15 protein-coding genes and 2 pseudogenes are annotated in these 25,044 nt (G+C 43.3%); 6 read left to right on the top strand and 11 right to left on the bottom strand.

Going from position 1 to position 25,044, the window contains the following annotated elements:
* The first annotated feature begins 4 nt into the window (after positions 1 to 4).
* Positions 5 to 1,006 (top strand): L-lactate MFS transporter, encoded by a 1,002-nt coding sequence (locus FM037_RS18505; RefSeq protein WP_229380941.1) that lies wholly within the window; start codon positions 5 to 7, stop codon positions 1,004 to 1,006.
* Between the two features lie 806 nt (positions 1,007 to 1,812).
* On the opposite strand, the gene FM037_RS18510 is transcribed toward FM037_RS18505, so the two are convergent.
* Together FM037_RS18510 and fabB are read right to left on the bottom strand one after the other, a co-directional pair.
* Positions 1,813 to 4,104, bottom strand: a complete 2,292-nt coding sequence (locus tag FM037_RS18510; protein ID WP_144047195.1) for a peptidase U32 family protein — start codon at positions 4,102 to 4,104, stop codon at positions 1,813 to 1,815.
* Between the two features lie 287 nt (positions 4,105 to 4,391).
* Positions 4,392 to 5,603, bottom strand: coding sequence for a beta-ketoacyl-ACP synthase I (gene fabB / locus FM037_RS18515; protein ID WP_144047196.1), 1,212 nt, complete (start codon positions 5,601 to 5,603; stop codon positions 4,392 to 4,394).
* 222 nt (positions 5,604 to 5,825) lie between these two features.
* On the opposite strand from fabB, the pseudogene mnmC reads away from it, so the two are divergent.
* Positions 5,826 to 7,873 (top strand): annotated as a pseudogene (gene mnmC, locus FM037_RS30560) (FAD-dependent 5-carboxymethylaminomethyl-2-thiouridine(34) oxidoreductase MnmC).
* An 80-nt stretch (positions 7,874 to 7,953) separates the two neighbouring features.
* Here mnmC and FM037_RS18525 read toward each other — a convergent pair.
* From FM037_RS18525 to prmB, 7 genes and pseudogenes are all read right to left on the bottom strand, one after another.
* Complete coding sequence (locus tag FM037_RS18525) at positions 7,954 to 8,652, bottom strand: DUF3313 family protein (RefSeq protein WP_227992514.1); 699 nt, start codon at positions 8,650 to 8,652, stop codon at positions 7,954 to 7,956.
* Between the two features lie 87 nt (positions 8,653 to 8,739).
* Complete coding sequence (locus FM037_RS18530; protein WP_144047197.1) at positions 8,740 to 9,291, bottom strand: RNA methyltransferase; 552 nt, start codon at positions 9,289 to 9,291, stop codon at positions 8,740 to 8,742.
* Positions 9,288 to 9,557: a YfcL family protein gene (locus FM037_RS18535; RefSeq protein WP_144047198.1), complete on the bottom strand. Its 270-nt coding sequence runs from the start codon at positions 9,555 to 9,557 to the stop codon at positions 9,288 to 9,290. The genes FM037_RS18530 and FM037_RS18535 overlap by 4 nt, the downstream gene beginning before the upstream one ends.
* 74 nt (positions 9,558 to 9,631) lie before the next feature.
* On the bottom strand, positions 9,632 to 10,756 hold the full coding sequence (locus FM037_RS18540; RefSeq protein ID WP_144047199.1) for an ATP-NAD kinase family protein: 1,125 nt from the start codon (positions 10,754 to 10,756) through the stop codon (positions 9,632 to 9,634).
* 117 nt (positions 10,757 to 10,873) lie between these two features.
* A complete protein-coding gene (locus tag FM037_RS18545) occupies positions 10,874 to 12,046 on the bottom strand; it encodes an MFS transporter (RefSeq protein WP_144047200.1) in 1,173 nt (390 codons plus the stop codon).
* A 135-nt stretch (positions 12,047 to 12,181) separates the two neighbouring features.
* Positions 12,182 to 13,275: pseudogene (gene aroC, locus FM037_RS18550) on the bottom strand (chorismate synthase).
* Between the two features lie 158 nt (positions 13,276 to 13,433).
* Positions 13,434 to 14,375 (bottom strand): 50S ribosomal protein L3 N(5)-glutamine methyltransferase, encoded by a 942-nt coding sequence (gene prmB / locus FM037_RS18555; protein ID WP_144047201.1) that lies wholly within the window; start codon positions 14,373 to 14,375, stop codon positions 13,434 to 13,436.
* A 176-nt stretch (positions 14,376 to 14,551) separates the two neighbouring features.
* On the opposite strand from prmB, the gene smrB reads away from it, so the two are divergent.
* The gene (gene smrB / locus FM037_RS18560) at positions 14,552 to 15,082 is read left to right on the top strand and encodes an endonuclease SmrB (RefSeq protein WP_144047202.1); all 531 of its coding nucleotides are present in this window, start codon (positions 14,552 to 14,554) and stop codon (positions 15,080 to 15,082) included.
* Positions 15,083 to 15,200: 118 nt separating this feature from the next.
* Here smrB and sixA read toward each other — a convergent pair whose 3' ends face one another.
* Positions 15,201 to 15,671 (bottom strand): phosphohistidine phosphatase SixA, encoded by a 471-nt coding sequence (gene sixA, locus FM037_RS18565; RefSeq protein WP_144047203.1) that lies wholly within the window; start codon positions 15,669 to 15,671, stop codon positions 15,201 to 15,203.
* Positions 15,672 to 15,968: 297 nt separating this feature from the next.
* Here sixA and FM037_RS18570 point away from each other — a divergent pair, with 297 nt between their 5' ends.
* The 3 genes from FM037_RS18570 (at position 15,969) to FM037_RS18580 (ending at position 24,339) form a co-directional block, all read left to right on the top strand.
* Positions 15,969 to 18,758, top strand: a complete 2,790-nt coding sequence (locus tag FM037_RS18570; RefSeq protein WP_144047204.1) for an insulinase family protein — start codon at positions 15,969 to 15,971, stop codon at positions 18,756 to 18,758.
* Positions 18,759 to 19,193: 435 nt separating this feature from the next.
* The gene (locus FM037_RS18575) at positions 19,194 to 23,501 is read left to right on the top strand and encodes an EAL domain-containing protein (RefSeq protein WP_407695604.1); all 4,308 of its coding nucleotides are present in this window, start codon (positions 19,194 to 19,196) and stop codon (positions 23,499 to 23,501) included.
* A 151-nt stretch (positions 23,502 to 23,652) separates the two neighbouring features.
* Complete coding sequence (locus tag FM037_RS18580; RefSeq protein ID WP_144047205.1) at positions 23,653 to 24,339, top strand: hypothetical protein; 687 nt, start codon at positions 23,653 to 23,655, stop codon at positions 24,337 to 24,339.
* A 294-nt stretch (positions 24,340 to 24,633) separates the two neighbouring features.
* On the opposite strand, the gene FM037_RS18590 is transcribed toward FM037_RS18580, so the two are convergent.
* Positions 24,634 to 24,858 carry a hypothetical protein gene (locus FM037_RS18590; RefSeq protein ID WP_144047206.1) on the bottom strand — a complete coding sequence of 75 codons (225 nt, stop codon included), beginning with the start codon at positions 24,856 to 24,858 and terminating at the stop codon, positions 24,634 to 24,636.
* Positions 24,859 to 25,044: the final 186 nt, after the last annotated feature.

Here is a 25,044-nt window from a genome sequence, read left to right on the forward strand (position 1 = left end):
AAAAATGATTAATAAACCACTTAAAATCCTATTGATTGGTCTTCTGATTAATTTATCAATAGGTATTCTATATGTATGGGGTGTTTTTAGTGAGCCTTTGGCTGAAGTATTAAATGTAGCCCCTGAAAATATTGACGGTCCATACCAAACCTCTGTTTTCACATTTGCTGTTTGTTTACTTGTTGCTGGTGTATGGCAAGATAAGGTGGGCCCTAAAAAAGTGACAATGCTTGGCATCTCTCTTGTTGGTCTAGGTCTTATTGCTTCTGGCTACGCTACTACTTTAGCTGAACTTCAGTTCACTTTTGGTTGTATGGTCGGTGCTGGTATGGGATTCGCTTACGCATGTATTGGTCCGAGCACTATGAAGTGGTGGCCAAAAAATAAAAAAGGTTTAGTTAGTGGCTTAACTGCAGGTGGTTTCGCAATGGCCGCAGTATATTTAGCACCATTATCTACTAGCCTTATTGAACATTATGGTATCTTAGACACCTTTAAGATATTAGGGGTTGGTCTACTATTTATGGTCCCCATCGCATCAATGCTTGTGGACCCACCTATTGATTACGTTACAGATGAACCAGAAGATAATGCACTTAAATTAGGAAGTGACATTAATATTAGTTGGCATAAAATGTTAAAAACACCACAATTTTATCAATTATGGTTAATGTTTATGGTTTCATCTTCTGCAGGAATCATGCTTATTGGTTCTGTCGGTAGAATAAGTAAGTCAATCGGTTTAACATCTGAACAAATTGCATTTGGTATCATTTTACTCGCTATCTTTAATACTTCTGGCCGTGTTATTGGCGGATTAATCTTTGATAGGATTGGGCGTGTTCATACGCTGGCGTTAATATTCATGTTGCAAGCAGCTAATATGGTATTTTTCACCACTATTACAACGCCAATTCCATTAATGGTTGGGATCTCAATCGGTGCGATGTCTTACGGTGCATTATTCGGTGTATTCCCCCAATTACTGCTGATGATTACGGTTTAAAAACATACGGAACTAATTTTGGTATTCTTTATTCTGCATGGGGAGTATCAGGTTTCTTTGGAGGTATCTTAGCCAGTATTTCGGGGTCTGCGAACAATTCGTACTTTGCCTTTGCTGTACTTTTAACTACGATGACTGCAATGGGGTACTTCACTAAGCCTGTAAATAAACTGAAACTAGCTGAAGCTTAATTAAAATTCTGTCGAAAATAGAGATCTCGCCGCTATAAATTAAGGAACGGACTTCCTCAGATACAGCTATGCTGCTAAAGAATAAACAGGGGCATAGCTAAACTTTCCCCTTCTTTATTGGCTTAAATTAGGAGCTTGCTATACCCTGCCCAAGAAGCGCTCAAATGAGTATTGAGCTGCAGCAGGCCGTAGACACACCTAGATAACAGGGGTTGATGGCCACTTGTAGTAAATCCTATGAAGATAGACGTAGTTGGAGTAATAGAGAGCTTGACGAGCATTGACAGTTTAAAGGCCCTATATCAGATTCAGTGTAACAACCTAATTTATATATAGTCTGCTATTCGATCTTCAAACTAGACGGTCATACGACAACCAAGACATCCATTCTTATTCTAAAGAAGATGGCCAGTGCTTGCTGCATGTCACTGAAGTGTTTGCACTTTAAGGTCGTTCATTCACATCCATGTGATCACGACATTCGCATATCCTTACGCAGCACTCACGGTAATTGATGGATTAGATAGAAGTCACACCATTCAAAAAGCCAATTAAATAACAATAAAGCCCAATGAAACCACAATAGATACTTTTCCCAGCCTGTTACCCCACAAGTTACAACCCATTGTGGTACTGCAATACCGTCGATTTAGGCACCATATTACCTAGGCTTGTAACCACATTAGATTGGCCACTGAGGAGTCTCTCAAACTGTTGGATTAGCTGCACCTTGTCAGGAGATGGCTTATTTCCGGCACCAATATTGGTTAAATCAATCATAAAGCCATCAAAGAGGTGTGCTAGATCCTCAATGATCTCAGTATTTAAGAATTGGTCTTGATTATAAATACTTGGATAGCCTGCTTTTTGCTTATCGATAGCAAACTCATCACCTTTAAGGTTGGTGATGCTGGTAGATTTATCGCAAGACAACATACAACCATTGTCGATACGTGGCTTTTCACAACCTACACTTTGCTGGAAGAAGCACTGTCTGCTCGCCATAAGCAAAATAGGATGATAGATGCTGTATAGCATTTTGAAGTTTGCAGGCCGTGCAATATGTTTAATTTGATTCTGATTGATTTCGTTAGAAATAAAGGCGCCGTGACAATCAAACTGCTCTTGTATGGCCAATAATGCATAAGAGTTAGTTGTGTTTAAAAACGGACCCGCGATCCATTTAATTCCAAGCTCAAAGGCGCGATTGGCGATACCGGTATTATTGGTGACAATAAGCGCTGGTTGGACTTGCTCTAAAATATTCAGCGCCGCATCAAAATCTTTACCTATTAGCACTGATGAGAACCAAGGGATAAGACGCGGGTTTTGTTTGAAGAAATCTACATATTTAGTACAGCCGCGCTTATAGGCATCGGGTAACTTAAAGTAAATATCAGCATCGGTGACATCGGCAAGGGCGATATCAGCCTCATCACAGATCAAGATAGACAATTTAGGTCTTTGTGTTTCAGGCTTTAGATACTTCGCCAATTTAGGTAACTCAACGGCTGGTAACACGGGAATTTCATGGTTAAGTTGCAATAGCACTTGCTTCTTTAAGCTTGTCAGCTCCTTAAAGGGAATGCTAAGGCCAGCGGCTAAATCATCAGTGACGAACTGCTGCAAGTCGAACTCTGCATTATGTAAACTCTTAAATCGCTTCTCAATTGCACTGGCATCAATGCTGGCATCATCACTAATCGTCAGCAGACTAGGAGACTGCACAGTAAAGGTTTTATCCTCTAACTGGGTTTGGCCAATAATAAAGTCTTGAGTGCTCACGGTAATTGATAACCGCTGTCCCAATTGCCCCGAAAAAGACAATGTCAGTGGCAGTTTTTCTATGCTGAGATGTTTAATTTTATCGTCGACAGATGTTTGAATTTGGCTCTTTTCTACCTGTAACTCTTGCTCTGCATCATGAATTTGTACTACCGAAATAGACTTCAAACCATTGTGAGTGAGCTTATCTTTAAGGTGGTTTTTCGAGTTATCACGGGGGTTATCGATAAACATCGACTGATTTAAGTCCCCCTTTAGAAAAGAGTTGGTCAGATCGCGGTTAAATACCTTATAAAGGCGCTCACCGTCTTCAAGCAGCTCTCCAGTAGCTAGGAAGCCATCTATCTGCTTACGAAAGCTGTCTATGACTGTATGGACGTAACTTGCGCCCTTTATACGACCTTCCACCTTAAACGAGTGAACACCTGCTTCTATCAATGCTGGTAGGTCGAAAAACGCCGAATTATCTTTAATATTGAGCGGAAAATTATGACCAGTCTCAGTGGTTTCATACTCTTCACGGCAAGCTTGGCTACAGCGGCCGCGGTTACCTGAGTTACCCACACTGGCTGATGTGGAATAGCATAACCCTGAGAACGCTATACATAAGGATCCATGCACAAACACTTCAGTGGTGATATCGTTTTCAAGACCCGTAGCGGTTAATACAGCGATCTCACGTAAATTAAGCTCTCTCGACAAATTAACCCGTGAGGCGCCTAATTTCTTTAAAAAAGAGATTTGACCAACATTATGGGTTGTTAGCTGAGTTGATGCGTGAATGTCTAATGTCGGAAAATGCTTTTTAAGTAAATAGAACATGCCGATATCTTGCACAATCACACCATCTAATGTGGTGTTAACCAACTTACTTAGCAGCTTGGCCAGTGACTTAAACTCATTCTCTAAAATAACAATATTCAATGTAAGAAATATCTGACATTGATACTGGTGTGCTAGACGAATGATCCCAACAAGTTCCTCAAAGGAAATATTAGCAGCACGGTTACGAGCGTTGAAGGTATCTAAGCCACAATAAACGGCGTCGGCTCCAGCAATAATCGCCGCTTTAATCGCATCAACATCTCCGCCTGGTGCTAATAATTCAATCTTTGGATCCATGATTACAACTTGTTGTTAGAAATTTAATGGAGGGGATGTTACCCATATATTTTGCTAATGAATATCGTTAAAGTAAATTATTCGCAATTGTTAGCGATAACATAGGCATATGAGGACGCTCCCGCTGGGTCAAGATACAAAGTCAATTTATAGCTATCCATGCAAAATTGACATAACTATCGCTACGAGAATGCCAGACACAAAAAAGGGAGCCTAAGCTCCCTTCGCGGTGTTTGGTACTTTAGCGATAAAGTAGCTCACACTTTACGTAACGTTCAGATTGAAGGTTACTTATACTTTCTCATGACCAAGGTCGCATTAGTGCCACCGAAACCGAAGCTGTTACTCATCACAGTGTTGAGTTCTGCTTCACGATATTCAGTCACGACTGGCATACCTTCGGCTTTCTCGTCTAGGTTATCAATATTGATACTCGGCGCAATGAAACCATGTTCCATCATGATCAGGCTATAGATAGCTTCGTGAGCACCAGCAGCGCCGAGTGCATGACCCGTCAGTGACTTGGTCGATGCGATCGGTGGCAAGCTATCACCGAAGGTTTCACGCAGAGCTTCAAGCTCACGCATGTCACCGACTGGCGTAGATGTACCATGGGTGTTGATGTAATCAATAGGCGTATCCACATCGGCAAGCGCCATCTGCATACAACGTACTGCACCTTCTCCTGACGGAGCAACCATGTCATAGCCATCTGATGAAGCGCCATAACCGACGATTTCGGCGTAGATTTTCGCGCCACGTGCTAACGCATGCTCAAGCTCTTCGACAACCACGATTCCGCCGCCACCTGAGATAACGAAACCATCACGGTCAGCATCATAGGTACGAGACGCTTTTTCAGGCGTGTCATTATATTTAGTAGACAGTGCGCCCATGGCATCGAAGCCCATAGTCAAAGTCCAATCAACTTCTTCAGAGCCACCGGCAAAGACCATATCTTGCTTACCCATCTGGATAAGTTCAGCGGCATGGCCAATACAGTGAGCACTGGTTGCACAAGCAGAACTGATTGAATAGTTCATGCCTTTAATCTTAAATGGGGTGGCTAGGCACGCACTCGCAGTACTAGACATGATACGCGGCACGATATACGGGCCTACACGCTTAACGCCCTTCTCACGTAATATATCCGCGGCTTGTACCTGATTAGCTGATGAAGCTCCACCAGTACCGGCTATGATACCCACACGAGGATCTGAATACTGCTCTTCAGTTAGACCGGCATCTTTAATGGCTTCAGCCATGGCAACATAGGCATAGGCTGCGGCTTTACCCATAAAGCGAAGTGCTTTACGGTCGATATGTTCTTTCGGATCTAACGTGATATCGCCCCAAACACGGCTGCGAAGTTTCATTTCTTCAAACTGAGCTGAGTGGGTAATACCACTGCGGCCAGCTTTCAGTGACTCAGTGACTTCTTGCTTATTGTTACCAATACTTGAAACTACGCCAAGTCCGGTGATCACGACTCTTTTCATTATTTCTTTCCATTTAGTACATTTAGTACTTTCAGTACTAAATTTGCTGCGGCAATAATATCGCTTTTAGTGCAATTAAGTGGTCAGCTTTCCATAAACACGGGTAAAATAATGCCTAAAGTAAGACACAGAGTAAATTCCTTGAGCCAAGAACGTGAAGAAAAGATGGTAAATAGCCGTAATTGTAGTCATTTCGACTCATTTCATGAGCAAATAGTTGAAATGTATCCAGACAAAAAAAAATTATCATTAGGCCAAATAGGACTTTGTGATGCTCAGCAACTGCTATCTGTCATCTTATTGCAACAAAAGTCCATACCGGATACTCGATTTTATGTGAAAATTTTCGAATCTGATTGCTCAGCCGTTGAGCGCATAAATCTGCAACTCGTCGCACTTCAAACTCAGAACCAAGAGTGTCAAGAATCGGCCCATACCGATTTAGGCTCTCGCTCTGGCTTCGACTCTAATTTAGAGTCTGGCTCATGTGTAGATAAGCAAGCTGCAATTAAACAAATTATCGATGCCAAACTAGTGGCGATACCTGGCTGCCAGAGACTTATTTTGAATCAAGGGCGTTGCCTCATCGACCTATATATCGGTGATATACTCTCAAGTTTAAGCGACACCTTAGCGCCTGCAGATCCAGCCTCTTATATCCATGCTTGGCTTCACACCTCAGATCAACACTCACTGGATGAGCGAACAATATGGCAGATGGCAAAACTCAGCCGTAATACCGCCTTGCTATCAAGCTCGAACATGAGCCAGCAACAGACTAACTTGGCGAAAATAGCGGGCTTTCTGTTAGCAAACTCTTTTTTAAATGACTCAACACCAGAAAAGAGCGCTCTCCCCCGGGCATCGGCCCAGTTAAGTGACGAGATATCCCAACAAGAGAGACGGGCATTAAGGCAAGCTCAGGCCAATGGGTTTCAGCACTATCCTCAGTTACCGGCAAAAGAGGGCACAATTGCTGTTATAGGGGGGGTATTGCCAGTACTCATCTTGCGCTATCCCTTGCGGAGCGAAATAAAAGCGTACGGATTTTTTGTCAGGATGAGGCTTTTAGCCAACAAGCTTCAGGCAACAAGCAAGGCGCAATTTATCCCCTGCTCACTCCGGATAATGGCACCTTGAGTCAATATTTCCAGCAAGGTTTACTGTTTACCCGAAGAAGATTAACCACCCTGGTCGATGAAGGCTTTAACATAGCCAACGAACTGTGTGGTGTATTACATACTGGCCACGATGAACGCAGCCGCGGCAGAATCAACCGAATCATCTCGGCTCAAGCTTGGCCAAAAGAGATAGCCCACAGGGTATCCGCACAAGAAGCCACCAATCTCGCCGACATAGATATAGACCAGGAAGGTGTGTTTTATCCATTAGGTGGCTGGATAAGTCCGCCAGACTTTACCCAAGCCGCTTTCGATAAGGCTAGCCAAATTGCCGATATCAGAGCCTTATTTAACTGTAACATCACCCGTATCGAGCAAAGCCAAGGTCAGTGGTACCTGTATCAGGGCTCTGGCTCAGGGAATGACTCTAATTCAGGAAATGAGACAGGCTCTGAAAATAGCAAAGAAGAAGGTAAAGATAATAAAGTTAAGCATGGTCCCTTCAGCACCTTAGTACTCGCTAATGGCCATGGGTTAACTCAGTTTGAACAGAGTAAACTCCTGCCAGCAACCGGATTCAGAGGTCAAGTCAGTCATATTCCTGCCCGCAATGAGTTGGCAAAGCTCACTACGGTTCTGTGCTCCCACGGCTACCTGACACCGAGCAATGACCAGCTTCATTGCACAGGTGCCAGTTATGTTAAAGACCCAGAGCACCTTGATTACTGTCCTCACGAGCAGTTGGATAATCTTAAAAAGATGCAGCACAGCTTTGAAAACAAGGCGTGGGTCGACGATATAGATATCACAGGACACAGTGCCAGAGTCGGCGTGCGTATGGTCACTCGGGATCATGCGCCCATGCTGGGCTGCGCCCCCGATACCCATGTAATGCTAGAAAATTACCAGCTACATCAACATACTAAGGCTAGTATCAAGTTCTGGAAGGATAATCCAGCCCCAATTCATGATGGCCTGTTTATTTTGGGTGGATTAGGTTCGAGGGGAATAACCACAGGACCACTCGCTGCCGAGGCTCTAGCTTCTCAACTTTGCGGAGAGATGATACCACTGGATATGGCGACACTAGCCCTGCTTAACCCCAATCGAATGTGGATGCGTAAACTGATTAAAGGTAAGGCACTTTAGTCTAGTTTCCATAAACAAAGCCAGAGGCGTTAAGGCCTCTGGCTTTGTTTATATTTAGCGAATGTATTATGCAATTCTTGCTATTTCTGCGTTTCGGCTCCAGCCTGTATTAGGGCATTTTTAAGAGAGTTAGCCCAACTGCGGTACACGGTTCTGACATCCCCCCAGTTAAACACCGAAGTATTTTGTCGCCACTGATCGAAGCCCTGGCCTCTATCTGCAGCCTTTGCCAACACTTCACCGGTTTTACCGTCTTTTATACTCGCCAATAGCACCATAGAACCTGAGTTTTGACTATAGGTTTTACCCATTGAACTGTAACTTCTACGCGTGTCTTCACGAGGGGCACTGAGCCTGATGTCGGTAACCGCAGCCTCTACCACGAGCGTTCCCTCCCCAGGCATATCGACCAGCGTATAAGGCTGTTCCTTATTAAATACTTTCTGAATCATTAGATGAAATTCATCGGCCATCTTCTGCAGATCTTGCTCTCGCAGCTCATAGCTCGCATTCATCCCATCGCTAATCCGATCGATTCTGGGAGGTTTATAGTCAGGGGCGTGGTCGTTTGTGACTTTGACTGGTTCAAAATAGAGCTTAGTGTATTGTGACCAGTTGACGTTTGGCCTGACGAAGGACATATCGAGCTTTGAGTTTTCGACTTTAACCAGGCCATCATCTCTGAAATCTGCACTATCGGTACTGAGTTTGAGTGGCTGAGTACTGCATGCGACTGTAGCCAATATAAGAAAAAACATGGGGGAAATTAAACGTTTCATAATACAATCCATTGCTAATGCGGGTCTCAGCAACATAATCCATAGCTAATGGATTGTATATCATGAATAAGTTTACATTGGTCGATGTTATTTTTGTCTGACTCTAACCCGATTATTGTTATCACGGCTTTGCCTGATAAGCGCATCATCGGCGATCTGCATATTGGTCTTGGCTAAACGGTCATAGAGTAAGACATTGACCGACGACGCCAGATTCATGCAGCCTATGGTAGGAACATAAACCACGGCATCGGCTTCATCGATGAGGGCTTGATCTATGGTGCCGTCTTCCGGGCCAAACACATAGATGGCTTTATCGGGGTGAACAAATTCAGGCAAGGGAATTGCGCCTTCGACTAAATCGACGCACACCAGCTTTACACCGTCTGTACGGGCCGATAAAAGATCGTCAGTTGCAGTCAGGGGAATATGTTGCCCCGCCCTCTTAGTATCGGTATTGTACTGCTCGCCTCTGTGTTTAGCGGCGAGCGCATAACGTTTACCCGTGTATAAGATCTCATTGGCCTGATAACAACCTGCGGCTCTCATCACACCACCCACGTTGGTCGGGCTTTTGGGATTCACTAAACCAATTTTAACCAGGCTGGTTCTGTCTACGCTGTCAACACTTAAGGTCACGCGCTAAGTTTATCATTCAGTTGCTGCCATGCAGAGGCAACCAAAGCAAAATCTGTATCATCCAGCTCTTTCTTAGCCAGCTCCAGACACACATCCATTTTTTCACCGAGAGCCGCGATGCCTTGCACAGTTTCTACTTCTAACTGAGAGATAGCCACCGCAAAGTGCCCCTGAAGGTAACCACTGGCAAACAGGGCATCTTCATCCCCTTTCGCTACGATATCGTCTATCCACTCATATAATGATGTTTCATACTGCTCTAACATGGTAACTCCGCTCTTTCTTTATCAATACATGCCGCTCACTGGCAGCAAAGCTTAATCTTTATGTGTTGACTAGCTCAATTCAGGTCGGGATTAGCAACCTGATACATGACGTAATCATGGTAACCTGTGATGACTCGATAATAGCCACACAGGTCTTTGTCTAATTCAGGGTCGCCACTATCCACAATTAAGGGGCGTCCTTCAAGTGCTTTTAACTTAGTTTTTGTCGCTAGTATGATGATATTGTCCTTGCCAACACGTTTAATCAGCTCACTGGACAACTGTTGGTTACCTCGACCCAGAATATGCCCTTGCCCGCCTATCAGGGTGATCACTAACTTAACTGGCTGATCTTTAGTCATATCCAATAACTGTCTGGCGCCTAAGTCTGCACCGATAACTTGACTGTCCTGCACCAAATCGACACCCAGCAAGGTATTTTCAAGCTGCAACTCAGACATCACGGCGGCGACAGTACTACCAGAGCCCATGATATAAAGCTCATCTTCCATGTTCTCTATGACTTCGGCGGCGATATCACTAAGCACCAACTCATCGATTTCTATTCCGCCCATCTTTACCGCTTGAATATACCTTGGCTCGGCGGGTACCAGCATTTCACCATAGCGCTTGGCTCTGACAGTGCCTTCTCTGAAAGCCACCTCATCGATATCCATCACATCGGCGCTCATCAGGCTAACTAGCTCACCATCGAGTAACATCTTAACCACCATGCCTGATGCATGGGGCGTAATACCGTATACGCCGGAGTGGATCTTGACCCCAGCTGGTACACCGAGAACCGGCATGTTTTCATCGGCCACTGAATACACGTCCCGCGCAGTGCCATCTCCACCGGCAAACAGCAGCAAATCTAACTCTTCATCTAACAGGTGTTTAACCACAGCCTGAGTATCTCTAGCTTCACTCTTGCCGGAAACTTGATGCACGACACGGACATCAAAACCCATCTCTTTAGCCAAGGCTTCACCCATGTCGCCGGAGGCGGTGATCACTTCAATCTTATCTTGGTAGGGTAAGATCACCTCGAGTGCCTGTTGCATACGCAAATGCGCCTTAGGTTTAGCCCCGCGCGCCAACGCCTCTTCAGCCACACCATCACTACCCTTGAGTGCAACGCTGCCCCCAAGACCTGCGAAAGGGTTGATGATTAACCCCAGACGAAATCGAATTGCCATTTACTGTCCTTTATTCTGTCTGATAAACATGCACTCTATAAATGGTCACATATAAGAGTGAAATAACTCAAATTAGACCTTAAAGCTCACCTTCGACTCTTTTAGAGCGACCCTATTTTAAGCTGTGTGCTGATTGCTATTGATCTGCTTAGGTATAAAATAAGCAGTCAACATCGCGAGAAAAGCACAAATCGCCGCGGCAAGCCAGGCTAAATAAGCCCCCGTGCCGTCTCCCCAGATCATGCCGCACAGCCAAGTACCCAGTGCGCCGCCGACGCCGAAGCTGAGACTGGCATATAAGGCTTGGCCTTTACTTCTGTGACTCGCATCGAAGCGGCGATGAACGAATTGTATCGAGGCTGCATGGACTAAGCCAAAAGTAAAGGCATGCAGCAGTTGGCTCAGGCCAAGCCAGATAACACTATCAACCAAGTATGCCATTAACAACCAACGGATCCCGGTAAAACCTAAACTGACCACTAACAGAGGTTTGACTCCAAAGCGCCCCAATAGCTTTGGCGCTATCATAAACATCAATATTTCGGCCAGCACACCCAGTGCCACATAAATCCCCGCGACCGCTTCTGTGTATCCAGCTTGCTTAAGATAGAGCACGAAGAATCCATAAAATGGCCCCGCACTCATCTGCAGTAATATTGCCGAGATTAAAAACCAGATAATCCCTTTATCTAAGGTGAGCTTAGGCGTATCGCTTTTCTTCTTCACCACGGCTCGGTCCGAGGGGAGAGGCAGCGCACAGAGCAGTAACCCGATAAATAACACCATGCCAACATAGGGCAAGATCTCAGTGCCCCAGAGGGAAATACCAAAGCCCACTCCCACGACAAAAACCAAATAACCCAGACTGCCAAAGCTGCGAATGGCGCCGTAACGGGAGGTATTCTCGCCTAAGGTTTCTAAGGTAATCACCTCGAGCTGTGCCAAGATAGCATTCCAGAAGAAGGTATAGACACACAGACTGATGGCAAGATAGGTAAAACTGCCATCATAGAAGAAGGTCAGATAGCTTACCGATGCGGCGGCGGCTCCCCACTTGACGAGCTGGGCACGCATGCCAGTTCTATCGGCCACCATGGCCCAAATATTGGGTGCTATGATGCGGGTGGCCATTAAAATGGCCAGAAGAAAGCCTATCTCCTGAGGATTAAAGCCCCGGTTTTCGAAGAAGACCCCGAGATATGGCACCATCACGCCTAAGATGGCAAAGAAGAAGAAATAACAGGCGCTGATCCAACGTAGTTGTGTACTGACTTGAGATGTTTGATCCATGATGTCGCTTCTTATATAAAGCAGCTATCGATTTTAAGCTGCTAACAACAAAATAAGTAGTTATGAGAAAACAAAAGGGGCGCCTCCGAATACAACAGAGGCGCCCCGAATTCATTTAGCACACATCAATGTTAATTAACGCATACCTATCTGGGGTGTGCTGCTGTGCACATCCATATTTTGCGCCCTGTGCCTAAGCAGGTGATCCATCAATACGATGGCAAGCATAGCCTCGGCAATTGGAACGGCGCGAATGCCTACACAAGGATCATGGCGGCCTTTAGTCACAACTTCAGCCTTCTCACCTTGAGCATTGATGCTCTCACCCGGAATGCTGATGCTCGACGTCGGCTTCATGGCAATATGAGCGATAATCGGTTGACCCGATGAAATTCCACCTAGAATGCCGCCTGCATGGTTTGAAGCAAAGCCTTCGGGGGACATCAAATCTCTGTGCTCCGAGCCTTTCTGATTTACCACCTCGAAACCATCGCCAATCTCGACACCTTTAACCGCGTTAATCCCCATTAATGCATGGGCAATCTCGGCATCGAGTCTATCGAATACTGGCTCACCTAAACCAACGGGTACACCTGTAGCAACCACAGATACCTTGGCACCGATAGAATCGCCACTCTTCTTCAGGTCTCGCATGTATTCATCGAGCGCGTCGAGTTTTGACGCATCGGGGAAGAAGAAGGCATTTTGCTCAATCTGACTAAAATCTATTGTTTCGGCCTTGATGGGGCCAAGCTGAGACAAGTAACCATTGATCTCGATACCATGAACTTGTTTCAGATATTTTTTAGCCACGGCACCTGCAGCCACACGCATGGCAGTTTCCCGTGCTGATGCACGTCCACCGCCGCGATAATCACGTAAACCGTACTTCTGCTGGTAGGTATAATCGGCATGTCCCGGACGGAACAAGTCTTTAATATTGGAGTAGTCTTTACTACGCTGGTCAGTATTTTCAATCATAAGACCGATCGAGGTGCCTGTGGTTTTACCCTCGAATACACCAGATAAGATACGCACCTCATCGGCTTCACGTCTTGCAGTAGTATAACGAGAAGTCCCTGGACGACGTCGGTCAAGGTCATGTTGCATATCTGCTTCATTGAGCTCGAGTCCCGGGGGACGCCATCGATAATGCAACCTAATGCGACACCATGGCTCTCACCAAATGTTGTCACGACAAAATTTTGTCCAATACTGTTTCCCGACATCCGCTCTATTAACCTCTGACTAGTTTAAAAATACTCTGAATTTGTACACAAGCCGAGATTAGCTTAAATGAGCAACAAGTGACAAGCTTAAATAAAACTTATGCGTCATTAGCCTTTTTTATCACCAGCGCCCATTGAGACTTGTCGAGCCGCGATTATTACTTGTCTTTGAAAATGGCAAACAATGATTCATTTTCGACTAGCTGCTCACGGGTCAAAACAAACACACCGTCACCGCCATTTTCGAATGTCACCCAAGTGAACGGCACATCGGGGAACTGCTCCATCAGGTGAACCATAGAGTTACCCACTTCGACAACCAGTAAACCATCTGTCGTCATGTAGTCTGCTGCATTTGCCAGAATACGTTTAGTCAGATCGAGTCCGTCACGTCCCGATGCCAGGCCGATCTCAGGCTCGTGCTGATATTCATCGGGCATATCACCGATATCTTCGGCGTCCACATAAGGCGGGTTAGACACGATAAGATCGTAATGTGGACCTTTAGGTATCGCAGAGAATATATCTGATTCGATAGGGAAAACCCTATCCATCACGCCTAGACTCTCTATATTGATTTGGGCGACATCGAGTGCATCGGCACTGATATCGAGTGCATCCACTTCTGCCTCGTCAAATTCATAGGCACATGCGATAGCAATACAAGCGCTGCCTGTACATAGGTCAAGTACGCGATTAACTTGCTTATTATAGAGCCAAGGGCTGAAACGGTTAGCAATCATCTCGGCAATAGGAGAGCGCGGCACCAGCACACGTTCATCGACAAAAAACTCAAGCCCGGCAAACATAGCCTTGTTAGTCAAATAAGGAACCGGTAGGCGTTCTCTTACGCGACGAATAATGAGCTCGACGATTTTATGCTTTTCACTGCTGGTGAGATTAGAGTGGATAACTTGCTGACCTAGCTCTTCAGGCAGGTGAAGGGCATGAAAAACTAAGGCTATGGCTTCATCCCAGGCATTATCGGTTCCGTGACCATAATAAATATTGGCATCATTAAAACGGCTCACGCCCCAACGCAACATATCACCTATGGTACGTAGCTCAGTTACGGCTTCATCTACAAAAATCTTATCCAAAACTCACTCCAGCATAATTATTCCGTTTCATTGTAACTGAACTCTATTCATAAGGCATCGGATTCAATAAAATAGCAGTATGAATAACGCCGATCATCTCTATGATTTAGCTTTTGTACTGGTTTATTAGTATCTACAGCGGCTTCAAACGATTTTAAGGTTTACAAAATAGACACATGAAGAATAAAGACACCTCTGATGAGCAAGATCTATTTTCATCTATGACTAAAGGGATCAAACCTTTTAAGCAAGATAAGCGTCACTTCAGATCTGAGCAGAAAGATAAGAAAGTGATCGAGGAGAAAACCCAACAGCTCCATGCCGACAGCTATTTCTCTGATACCTATCAACCTCACCTGCCCAGTGAGGGCCCAATGCGTTGGTCACGGAATGATATTGATAGCTTCGAGCTGAAACGACTTCGCCGGGGAGATTATCAACCTGACCTACTCTTGGATCTGCATGGTATGCGTCAGTCGGAAGCAAAACTTGAGCTTGCGGCATTAATTCAAGCCTGTATTAAGCAACAGTCTCATTGCTGCTGTGTCATGCACGGCCACGGCACCGGTATCCTCAAACAGAATATACCCATGTGGCTAGCCCAGCATCCACATGTGAAGGCTTTCCATAAGGCGCCCAAAGAATGGGGAGGTGATGCAGCCTTACTCGTGCTTATTGATATTGGCGATGAGCCCTATAGAAGGTAAAAGGTGCGAGCAGTATGATATTCAAACAAAGAAAACAGTCAAGCGAACCACTGTTTTCTTACAAGATAGACCTAATGTTTTTAAATATAGCTAATTAATAGCATGTAACAAAGAGTATTTAACTGATGGTGTGGGGCGCATGTTGCCATACCAGAGTTGCACACTCGCTATGCTTATCTATCAAGGCTACCCCTGAAGTAGCAAAAAGAGGCGGCTCGATACCGGCAACCAGTTCACTCACCATGTAACCCAACAAAGGCATGTGAGCAATCACTAACACTTTGTCGGCTTTATATTGCTCGGCATACGCTAAGGTGAGCTCCGCAGCAGTGCTAGGGGTTCCCGATGGAACCAATTCATCGAGCACTAACCACTTTCTGGGTTCGGGGAAATGTTTACTGACTTCTTGCCAACTTTGCTGTGCTCTCAAATAGGGGCTGACAAGGACCAGATCAAACTCAAGTACAGTTTTGGCCAACCAGTTACTCATCACAGAGGTGTGATATCGCCCCGTATCGGTTAGGGTTCGTTCTCTATCTGAGTGAGCTTGATAACTCGCTTCACCATGACGCATTAAAAATAGCTGCATACCACTCTCGCTACTCATTTTTCTCGTTATATGCCAATTGTAGCCGCAAAAGTCATCGGCACAAACCCTATTTAAGTTATTAATTAGTCGAATAGACTTAGGATCTCTCTATCTTTCAAATTCGAGACTAAAAATGGATAATATTTAGCCCCTATAGAGACTTGCTAAAGCAGGTTAAGGGGACCAATATGTATTACTCGCTTTTTATTTCCGATAAATAGCTAGTATTTTTTTAATGATACCTCATAGTTAACTTGTGTATATGAGCCTATTGGTATATCAGACGGAGCCTTCTACTTGTCAGAATCCTTGCAAATAATCAAAAGTCCCAATGATCTCCGTCGATATCAACATTTAGTACTCGACAATGGTCTCTCCGTGCTCTTGGTTGAAGATATGGAAGCGAGCCAAGCCGCAGCCTCTATGGTAGTCAATGTGGGTCACTTCGATGATCCCGTTGAGCGGGCCGGCATGGCACATTTTCTCGAGCATATGCTTTTCTTGGGCACAGAAAAATTCCCTGACTCAGGCGAGTATCACGCATTTATTAATCAGCATGGCGGTAACAATAACGCATGGACAGGCACTGAACACACCAATTTTTTCTTCAGTATTAATGCCGATGTTTTTGAGGAATCGTTAGATAGATTCAGCCAATTTTTTATCGCGCCCTTATTTAATGAAGAGCTCGTCGATCGTGAGCGACATGCCATAGAGTCTGAATTTAGTTTAAAGCTTAAGGATGACATTCGTCGAACCTATCAAGTACAGAAAGAGACGGTCAACCCTGAGCATCCTTTCTCAAAGTTTTCAGTGGGAAATTTGAAAACACTCTGCGGCGAAGAATCAATTCTGAGAGAGGAGCTCGTCGAGTTTTATCGCAGCCATTACAGTGCGAATATAATGACTCTGTGCCTGGTTGGTCCCAGACCGCTAGATGAACTTAAATTACTGGCAGAGCAATATTTCAGCAAAGTAAATAATCACCAACTCGAGAAGCACTATCCTGCGGTACCTATTTATCAGAAAGAACAACTTACAACCCAACTGCATATCATCCCGCTCAAGGAACAGAAGCGAGTGGCGATCACGTTCAACTTGCCAGCGATAGATCCTTTCTATAAACACAAGCCACTGACCTTTATCAGCCATTTACTGGGTTATGAAGGTAATGGCAGCCTACTGTCTTACCTGAAAGAACAAGGTTTTGCTATCAATCTATCTGCCGGTGGTGGAGTCAATGGCTATAACTTTAAAGATTACAACATCAGTATTCAGCTTACGGAGAAAGGACTCGCTCACCTGGATACGGTCATTCGCTGCGCTTTTGAATATATCGAGCTCATTAAAACCCAAGGTCTAGAAGACTGGCGCTATCAAGAGCGGGCGAATCTGCTCAATTTGGCATTTAGGTATCAAGAGCAGATTCGAACATTAGATCTGGCCAGCCACCTCAGCATCAATATGCACCATTATGATGTGGAAGATTTGGTTTATGGTGACTATAAGATGGACAGTCTTAACGTTAGCGAAACGTTAGACTTACTGCAACAGATGACACCATCGAATATGCGCATCCAGATCATAGCACCCGAGTTAGATACGGAGCAGCAAGCTGCCTGGTACCACACGCCGTATCAGATAAAGCCCATTGCAGATGAGAGGCTCAAGTCCTGGAGTCATATTCAGATCAGACCCGAACTCAAGCTACCGACCGCGAATCCATTTATCATATCTGACTCAATTCCTCGCCCCGAAAAGAGTCAGAATAAGACCCCTATTATCGTTTCTCAAGAGGAAGGTTATCGGATCTGGCACCGCAAGGATGATGAGTTTAATGTCCCTAAGGGCCATATGTATCTATCTCTTGATTCTGAACATGCCGCATCGTCTCCCAGAAATGCCGCACTAACCAGGCTCTATGTTGAGATGTTGCTCGACTATCTGGTTGAATATACCTATCAAGCCGAAGTGGCAGGCTTAAGTTACAACATCTATCCTCACCAAGGCGGTATCACCTTACACCTGACAGGTTTTACCGGTAAACAAGAAGCCCTGTTATCGCTATTGATCAATAAAGCCAGAGAACGCAATTTTACTCAGAATCGATTTAATTCAATCAAACGTCAGATTTTGAGAAATTGGTATAACCAAACCAGAGCTAAGCCAATCTCACAGATCTTCACCAGTTTAACGGTGACACTTCAAAAGCGCAGTTATGAGCCATCACGCATGGCTGAAGAGTTAGAAGAGATAACTTTAGAAGATCTACATGAACACGTCAGAAAATTCTATGAAAAAATCCACCTCGAAGGATTAGTCTACGGCGATTGGTTGGTCGAAGAAGTTAAGGCACTAGGCAAGCGATTAGATCATATCCTCTCCCTAGTCTCATCACCCAGTGGGGAATCAGACCGTGAGTTGGTTAACCTTTCGGGTAAGGGAACGGTTCTACGTGAAATTACCGCGTCTCACCAAGACAGCAGCATCATCATCTACTATCAAGCTTCTCAATCGAATCCTGAAACCATGGCCCTGTTCAGTTTATTGAACCACACCATGTCTTCGACTTTCTTTCACGAACTCAGAACCAAGAGACAGCTGGGCTATATGGTAGGTACTGGCTACTTACCACTTAATCGCTATCCAGGTATCATATTTTATATCCAGTCACCAACATCTAGCCCTTTGCAGCTCCTAGAAGCTATTGACGAGTTTATTGCCGACTTTAACTACGCGGTTATGCAGATCACTAATCAGCAGTGGGAGCTAACTAAACAAGGACTTGTCAACCAAGTGATGGAACACGATGCTAACCTTAAGACCCGAGGCCAGCGCTATTGGTCTAGCATTGGCAATAAGGATTATGACTTTAATCAACGAGAGCTAGTCGTGAAGGAGATTGAAAAGCTGACTCGCGCCGATGTGATCAAGTTTATGATGCAAAAAATGCGTAACAAACTCTGTGATCGGTTAGTGCTGTTCACCACAGGCGACAATCACAGACATGAGGAGCGCATAAGCTCGGACAACATGATCACAGATCTGCGTAGTTTTAAGTTTCAAGCAAATAAATTCAGCTACTAATCTCTTAAAATTAGTCACTTAAATTTAGCCGGTTGAGCATTATGAGCTCAAATTTAAGCTAAACTTATAGCATAATAGTAATTCGACTCAGCTTTGACTTGTGATAGAAATTGATCTTTCACATTCAGAGCCCTAAGAGATTCCCGCCTCTCCCACAAACGATGCTGGATTATTCAACAAATTAGAGAAGTCATAAAAACACTCCTATTTTAGTCAAATCACCTAAACTTGAAGGAAACTCTAGATGTTATGGTTAAACTAAGAAGGTTATTAGGCATAAAACAACAGCCAAGCATTAATCAATAATGATTATCACTAAACAATTTTCCTTCAAATTTTGACAAAGTCTTCACTTTCTGAAAAAGTGAGGTTAAATCCCTGTTGCCTAAGCATTACTGGCTAATAATCAAACTAAAAATGATGCCAAACGCGATTATGAAAACAATCACCATCCTCCTACTGGCCCTCTGTCTTTTCGGCCAGGCGCAAGCTATTGATCAACCATCTGAATCAAGCAATGAAATCCCTCTAGAACTGAAGCAAGCTTCAATACTCCTAAATGCAGACACTTACAGTGTTCCTGAAGGTTTATCACAAAGTACTGTGACATCACTAGTAGAAGATAAAGATGGATATGTCTGGATAGGGACACTTAACGGTCTAAACCGTTTTGATGGCAAAGATTTCAAACATTATTTTGCAGATGATAGCTATTCTGGTCTTCCCAGCTCATTTATTAGAAGCTTACTTATTGATAATAAAGGTAACCTTTTGGTGGGGACGGACAAAGGTTTAGTGATGTTAGATAGAACTATTGACAAATTTGTACCTATATCAAAAGAGTTAATATCAAAAAAACTTCCAATATGGTCATTAATGATTATTGGAAATAATATAGTTGTAGGTACAAATAAGAAAATTATAAATATAAACAAAGATAATTTCTCTATAAACTCGATTATTGAAAGCGACTTATTCGATGGGATAAAAACAATAATAAAAAACAATAACGCATATTTGGTTAGAAACTACAATGGAGATATTATAGATGAAATCGAAAACAAAATAATAGTGAAAAACTCCAAAAACATTTTAAAGTACAATAAAACAATCATCGTGAATGGCGAATTCGGATTATCCACAGTCCAAGGAAATAAAATAATCCAAGTTAACCCAATGCAATTTGATACGATTTTCATTCTAAAAAAGACTCTTCACGGAATGATCGGGAACAAACTTTACTCTATCGATTATAACTTCACTCCGTCACTCTCAGGAATAATTACAAATTTAGATTACACTCTTGACAAACCACTAGTTTTCCCCGAAACAAATAGTTTGTTTGTATCAACTCAAAATATGGGTTTCATACAAATAAGAGAAAAGTTAAATATAATAAAAAAAAGCTCAGAGAATACAAATAACATATGGTCAATAAATAAAGAAAAAAATATAAAACTGACTATAGCAACTGATTCAAATATTGTTTCTGTTTATGACAGCTCGAACAATATAAAAAAGTACGATAGTAGTATAACTGGCGCAAAAACTGCCATAACTTACAGAAGAAAACTTTATGTAGGCAGTACAAGTGGATTATTTTCAATAGATTTACTGAGCAATGAAAGAGAGATTTTAACAAACCATCCTGTTTCAGCTTTAAAGTTCAATGAATTTAACAACACGATACTTGCAGGAACAACCGACGGGTTACTACTAGTTGTTCAACCATTAACCAACACTATTATTAATAGATTGCCTGTAGACATAGGGAATCCTATATTTGATATATCTTCATATAACGATTCAGTTTTCGTCTCAAGCCAAGGTGGACTTTTTGAGATTAACAAAGATAATTCAAAACCAGTTTATACTGATGACATAGTGTTCAGCGTTAAAAATACATCTAACAAAGTTTTTTTTGGTACCACCAAATCCCTAATGGTATATAACAAGGAAAACAATCATCACGAAGTGATATACAGTAATAATCTTGCAGTATTCTCTATCTCGTCTGAAAATGATAAGTTAATCGCGACATCTATGGGCGAAGTAATTTATATTAATAAAGAAAGCCTTTATATCCTTGATGATACTATTGGAAGTCAAGATGAGTACAATACTCAATCATCATTATATTGGAAGAATAAATTTATTTTTGGAGGAATAAATGGTGTCAGTATTTTGATACCAAAAGATATTGATTCATATATATCAGAAACATCGACCCCGAAAGTAAAAATAGAAGACCTCCTAGTGTTCAATATAGTAAAAACTCCAGGTGATGGTATATTATCAAAACCAATTTCAATTTCTGAACAAGTTTCCTTGAAGTATTCAGATTACCCTTTCACTTTTAAATTTTGGTCACCAAGCAACCATCTTGGTGAAATAGATTTTTTATACCAGATGGAAGGATTATCAGATTCTTGGATTGAGTCAAAGGGGGTAAATTCAGCAACATACACTAACCTTTCTCCAGGTGAATATACTTTTAACATTTATGCTGTTGACCGATTTTTAAGTAAAAAAGGCGACATTAAAAGGCTTAAAGTCATCATTACGCCTCCCTGGTGGCTATCAAAACAAGCTAAATTTGTCTACTTTATGCTTTCATTGATTACCTCAGCAATAATAGTCAAAGCCATACTCAGGCGTCGTGAAGTTCAAAATCAAATAGCTAAATCTGAAGAACGATTAAAGCTCTCTTTATGGGGGAGCGGTGATGAGATGTGGGATTGGGATATTGAAACCGGACAGATATACCGCTCCAATATCTGGGGATCACTCGAATTTCCTCGGGATGGGCAGAGATCAGGTGAAACAGGCGAAGAGAGTAATATTCACCCCATGGATCAGGAGCGTGTCAGTACGGCGCTTAATGATCATTTCTATGGCAAGTCAGATCACTTCGAAGCAGCCTATCGTGTAAAAGGAAAATCCGATGACTGGGTTTGGATTTTAGATCGGGCTAAAATTGTCGAACGTGATGAGAAAGATAATCCGCTTCGAATGACGGGTACCATCAAGAACATCAACAACTTTAAACATGCCGAAGAACAGTTGAGGCTCTTTGAACGAGCTATCGCCAACATTTCAGAAGGCATGTTTATTCTAGACAGTGAATTTAGATTTGTAGAAGTAAATGAAGCCTGTTGTGAGCTGTGTTTAAAACCCAGAGATAAGTTTATTGGCGAGCAATTTAACTTCGACCTTTACCCCGATAGCTATTCTGAACAGATCCGTACTATATTGCATCAACAAGGTCGATGGAGTAACGATGTCGATTCCGCTAAGGGGGATGGTTCTAGTTTCTTGATGGAACTCACTGTCGATGCTATCTATGATGAACTGGGGCAACTATCTCATTACGTAGGCGTGTTCTCAGATATTTCTCGTCGTAAACAGCAAGAGGAAGAGCTTAGAAAGCTAACCAACAACGATCTACTGACTAATCTTCCCAACCGCTCAAGTTTGATGGTCACCTTAGGTAACCTGGTTAAACGCGACTCTCATCACACACTCATGGTGCTCGATCTTGATAACTTCAAAAAAATTAACGACTCTCTAGGACATCAGGTTGGTGATGAATTATTGATAAAAGTCGCTAGACGCATCGAAACTGCAGTCCCCTACCACACCAGTATCTATCGCCTCGGAGGTGATGAATTCGCCATCCTCGTCGACGATAATCCAGATATAGGCTCAAGTGCGGTTATTGCTAATAGTGTTATCGAAGCCTTCGTCACACCGTTCGAATTGACCTCAGACAAGGTCGTAGTTGGCATGAGTATTGGTATAGTCCTCTACCCTGAAGATGACCAAAATGAACAAGCCCTACTACGTAAAGCTGATATTGCCATGTACCACGCCAAATCAGCGGGTGGCAATCGCTATCAGTTCTACTCAGAATCACTGAACCGTAACGCAATTAGACAACTGGAAGTGGAAAACCTAATCAGACAAGGTATCAAGGAAGACCTGTTTGAAGTTTACTATCAACCTAAGATTGATCTTAAAAGTGGAAAAATGGCAGGTATGGAAGCGCTAGTCAGGCTCAATCACCCAGAGCAAGGACTGATCCCACCTAGTGAATTTATTCCATTAGCCGAAGAGAATGGCCTGATCGTAGAAATTGGCGACATAGTCATGAAAAAAGCCTGCTTCGCGGCACAAAAATGGCGGAGTCAAGGAATCTTCAATGGACGTGTGGCAGTCAATTTATCTTCATATCAGTTCGCTCTACCCGATCTGCAGCAGCGTATCGAGTCAATTTTACGTCTAACTCAGCTTCCGGCAGCGAATTTAGAGCTTGAAATCACCGAAGGGACTGTCATTAAAGAGCCAGAGAAAGCAATAAAGGTGATGCAACAGCTATCTAAGATGGGAGTAACCCTAGCATTAGACGATTTTGGTACGGGTTACTCTTCACTTTCCTACCTTAAACGTTTCCCTATTCATACGCTGAAGATAGATAAAGCCTTTGTGGACGATATCGATAAGTCCGATCGTGATCTTAAGATGGTTGACTCGATTATTACTATTGCCCACAACATGGGGCTCTCAGTTGTAGGAGAAGGTGTAGAAGACGCCTCACAGCTTAGTATTTTAAAAGCGCTTAACTGTGAGGAAATTCAAGGATTTATATTCAGCAAGCCTGTATCAGAAGCAGAATTTACCAAACTACTCCACAAGGAGTTCATCGAACCAGACTTAGTACAAAATGGCAAAAAAGCCATATAAACCCAACAAAACAATCGATTGCTTTTAAGGAAATGATAAAGATGGCATAACAACTGCAACTATTCTCTCAAGTGCCAAAAAATAATAATTGGCCTACCTACTGACCATGTACCTCACTAACTGATGTACAAAAACTTGAGAGAAGAAGACTATGATTAAAGTATTAGCAACGACTATCGCCCTTGTGTTATCAACTTCTACAATGGCATTTGAAACTCCTGCAATCGGCTCTAATCAACTCCTTCTTACAGGTGCTCCACACGTGAAGTTCAAGCCTATCGAGCTAGCCGGTGCTCCACACGTGAAATTCAAGCCTATCGAGCTAGCTGGTGCTCCACACGTAAAATTCAAGCCTATCGAACTCGCTGGTGCTCCACACGTGAAATTCAAGCCTATCGAGCTAGCTGGTGCTCCACACGTAAAATTCAAGCCTATCGAACTCGCTGGTGCTCCACACGTGAAATTCAAGCCTATCGAGCTAGCTGGTGCTCCACACGTGAAATTCAAGCCTATCGAACTCGCTGGTGCTCCACACGTTAAGTTCAAGCCTATCGAACTCGCTGGTGCTCCACACGTGAAATTCAAGCCTATCGAACTCGCTGGTGCTCCACACGTGAAATTCAAGCCTATCGAACTCGCTGGTGCTCCACACGTGAAATTCAAGCCTATCGAACTCGCTGGTGCTCCACACGTGAAATTCAAGCCTATCGAACTCGCTGGTGCTCCACACGTGAAATTCAAGCCTATCGAACTCGCTGGTGCTCCACACGTGAAATTCAAGCCTGTTGAACTCGCCGGTGCTCCACACGTTAAGTTCATCAACCAAGAAATTGCTTAAGGTCTAAGGAGAATTATTATGTTTGATTCAATTAAGAAAGCACTAGGCCTAACTCACAAGCCAGCCCGTATCAAAGTACAGCTTCCAGAAGGACTGAACCATTTAGAAGTTATCCCTGCCAAAGTGTGGTGGAAGTAGACTTATATTATCCGTGAGCTGATATGTTAGATAACTCGTGAAGCAAGTACAGAAAAGGAGCCTAGGGCTCCTTTTTTAACTTCGTTATTTAGGGATTTATACTTAATAACTACAGCTTGCTCATCGAAACTGACGCAGCAGAACAGAAACAGAAAACTAGAACCTTAATGATCCTGAAGACTTACCGACTGAACGTCGCCAAGCATAATGTTTATGGGTATTAAATAACGGATAGGCTACAGGACCAATCAGCAGTCCCAGCAAGATCCAGCGCTTGACGCCCAACCCAGCTCGAAAGGCTAAGTTCCCCATGACGATACCCGATAGAAAAAGCACACAAATAAGGGTTACAACACTTTGTACATTTGTAAATACCAGCACTAATCTACCACCTCAATCTATTCTGACCCTATAAGCCGCGGGATTGTACAAAAAACATCATAGAAAGTGAACATAAATTAGGCGGGGATTTTCCTTAGAAACAAAAAAATGCGGCGTTATGTTGCCGCATTGTTAAATAATCTAGTTCGATTTAGGTTAAAGTTACCCTTAGCTAGCTACACCTCG

This window comes from Shewanella psychropiezotolerans, assembly GCF_007197555.1.
Taxonomy (GTDB): domain Bacteria; phylum Pseudomonadota; class Gammaproteobacteria; order Enterobacterales; family Shewanellaceae; genus Shewanella; species Shewanella psychropiezotolerans.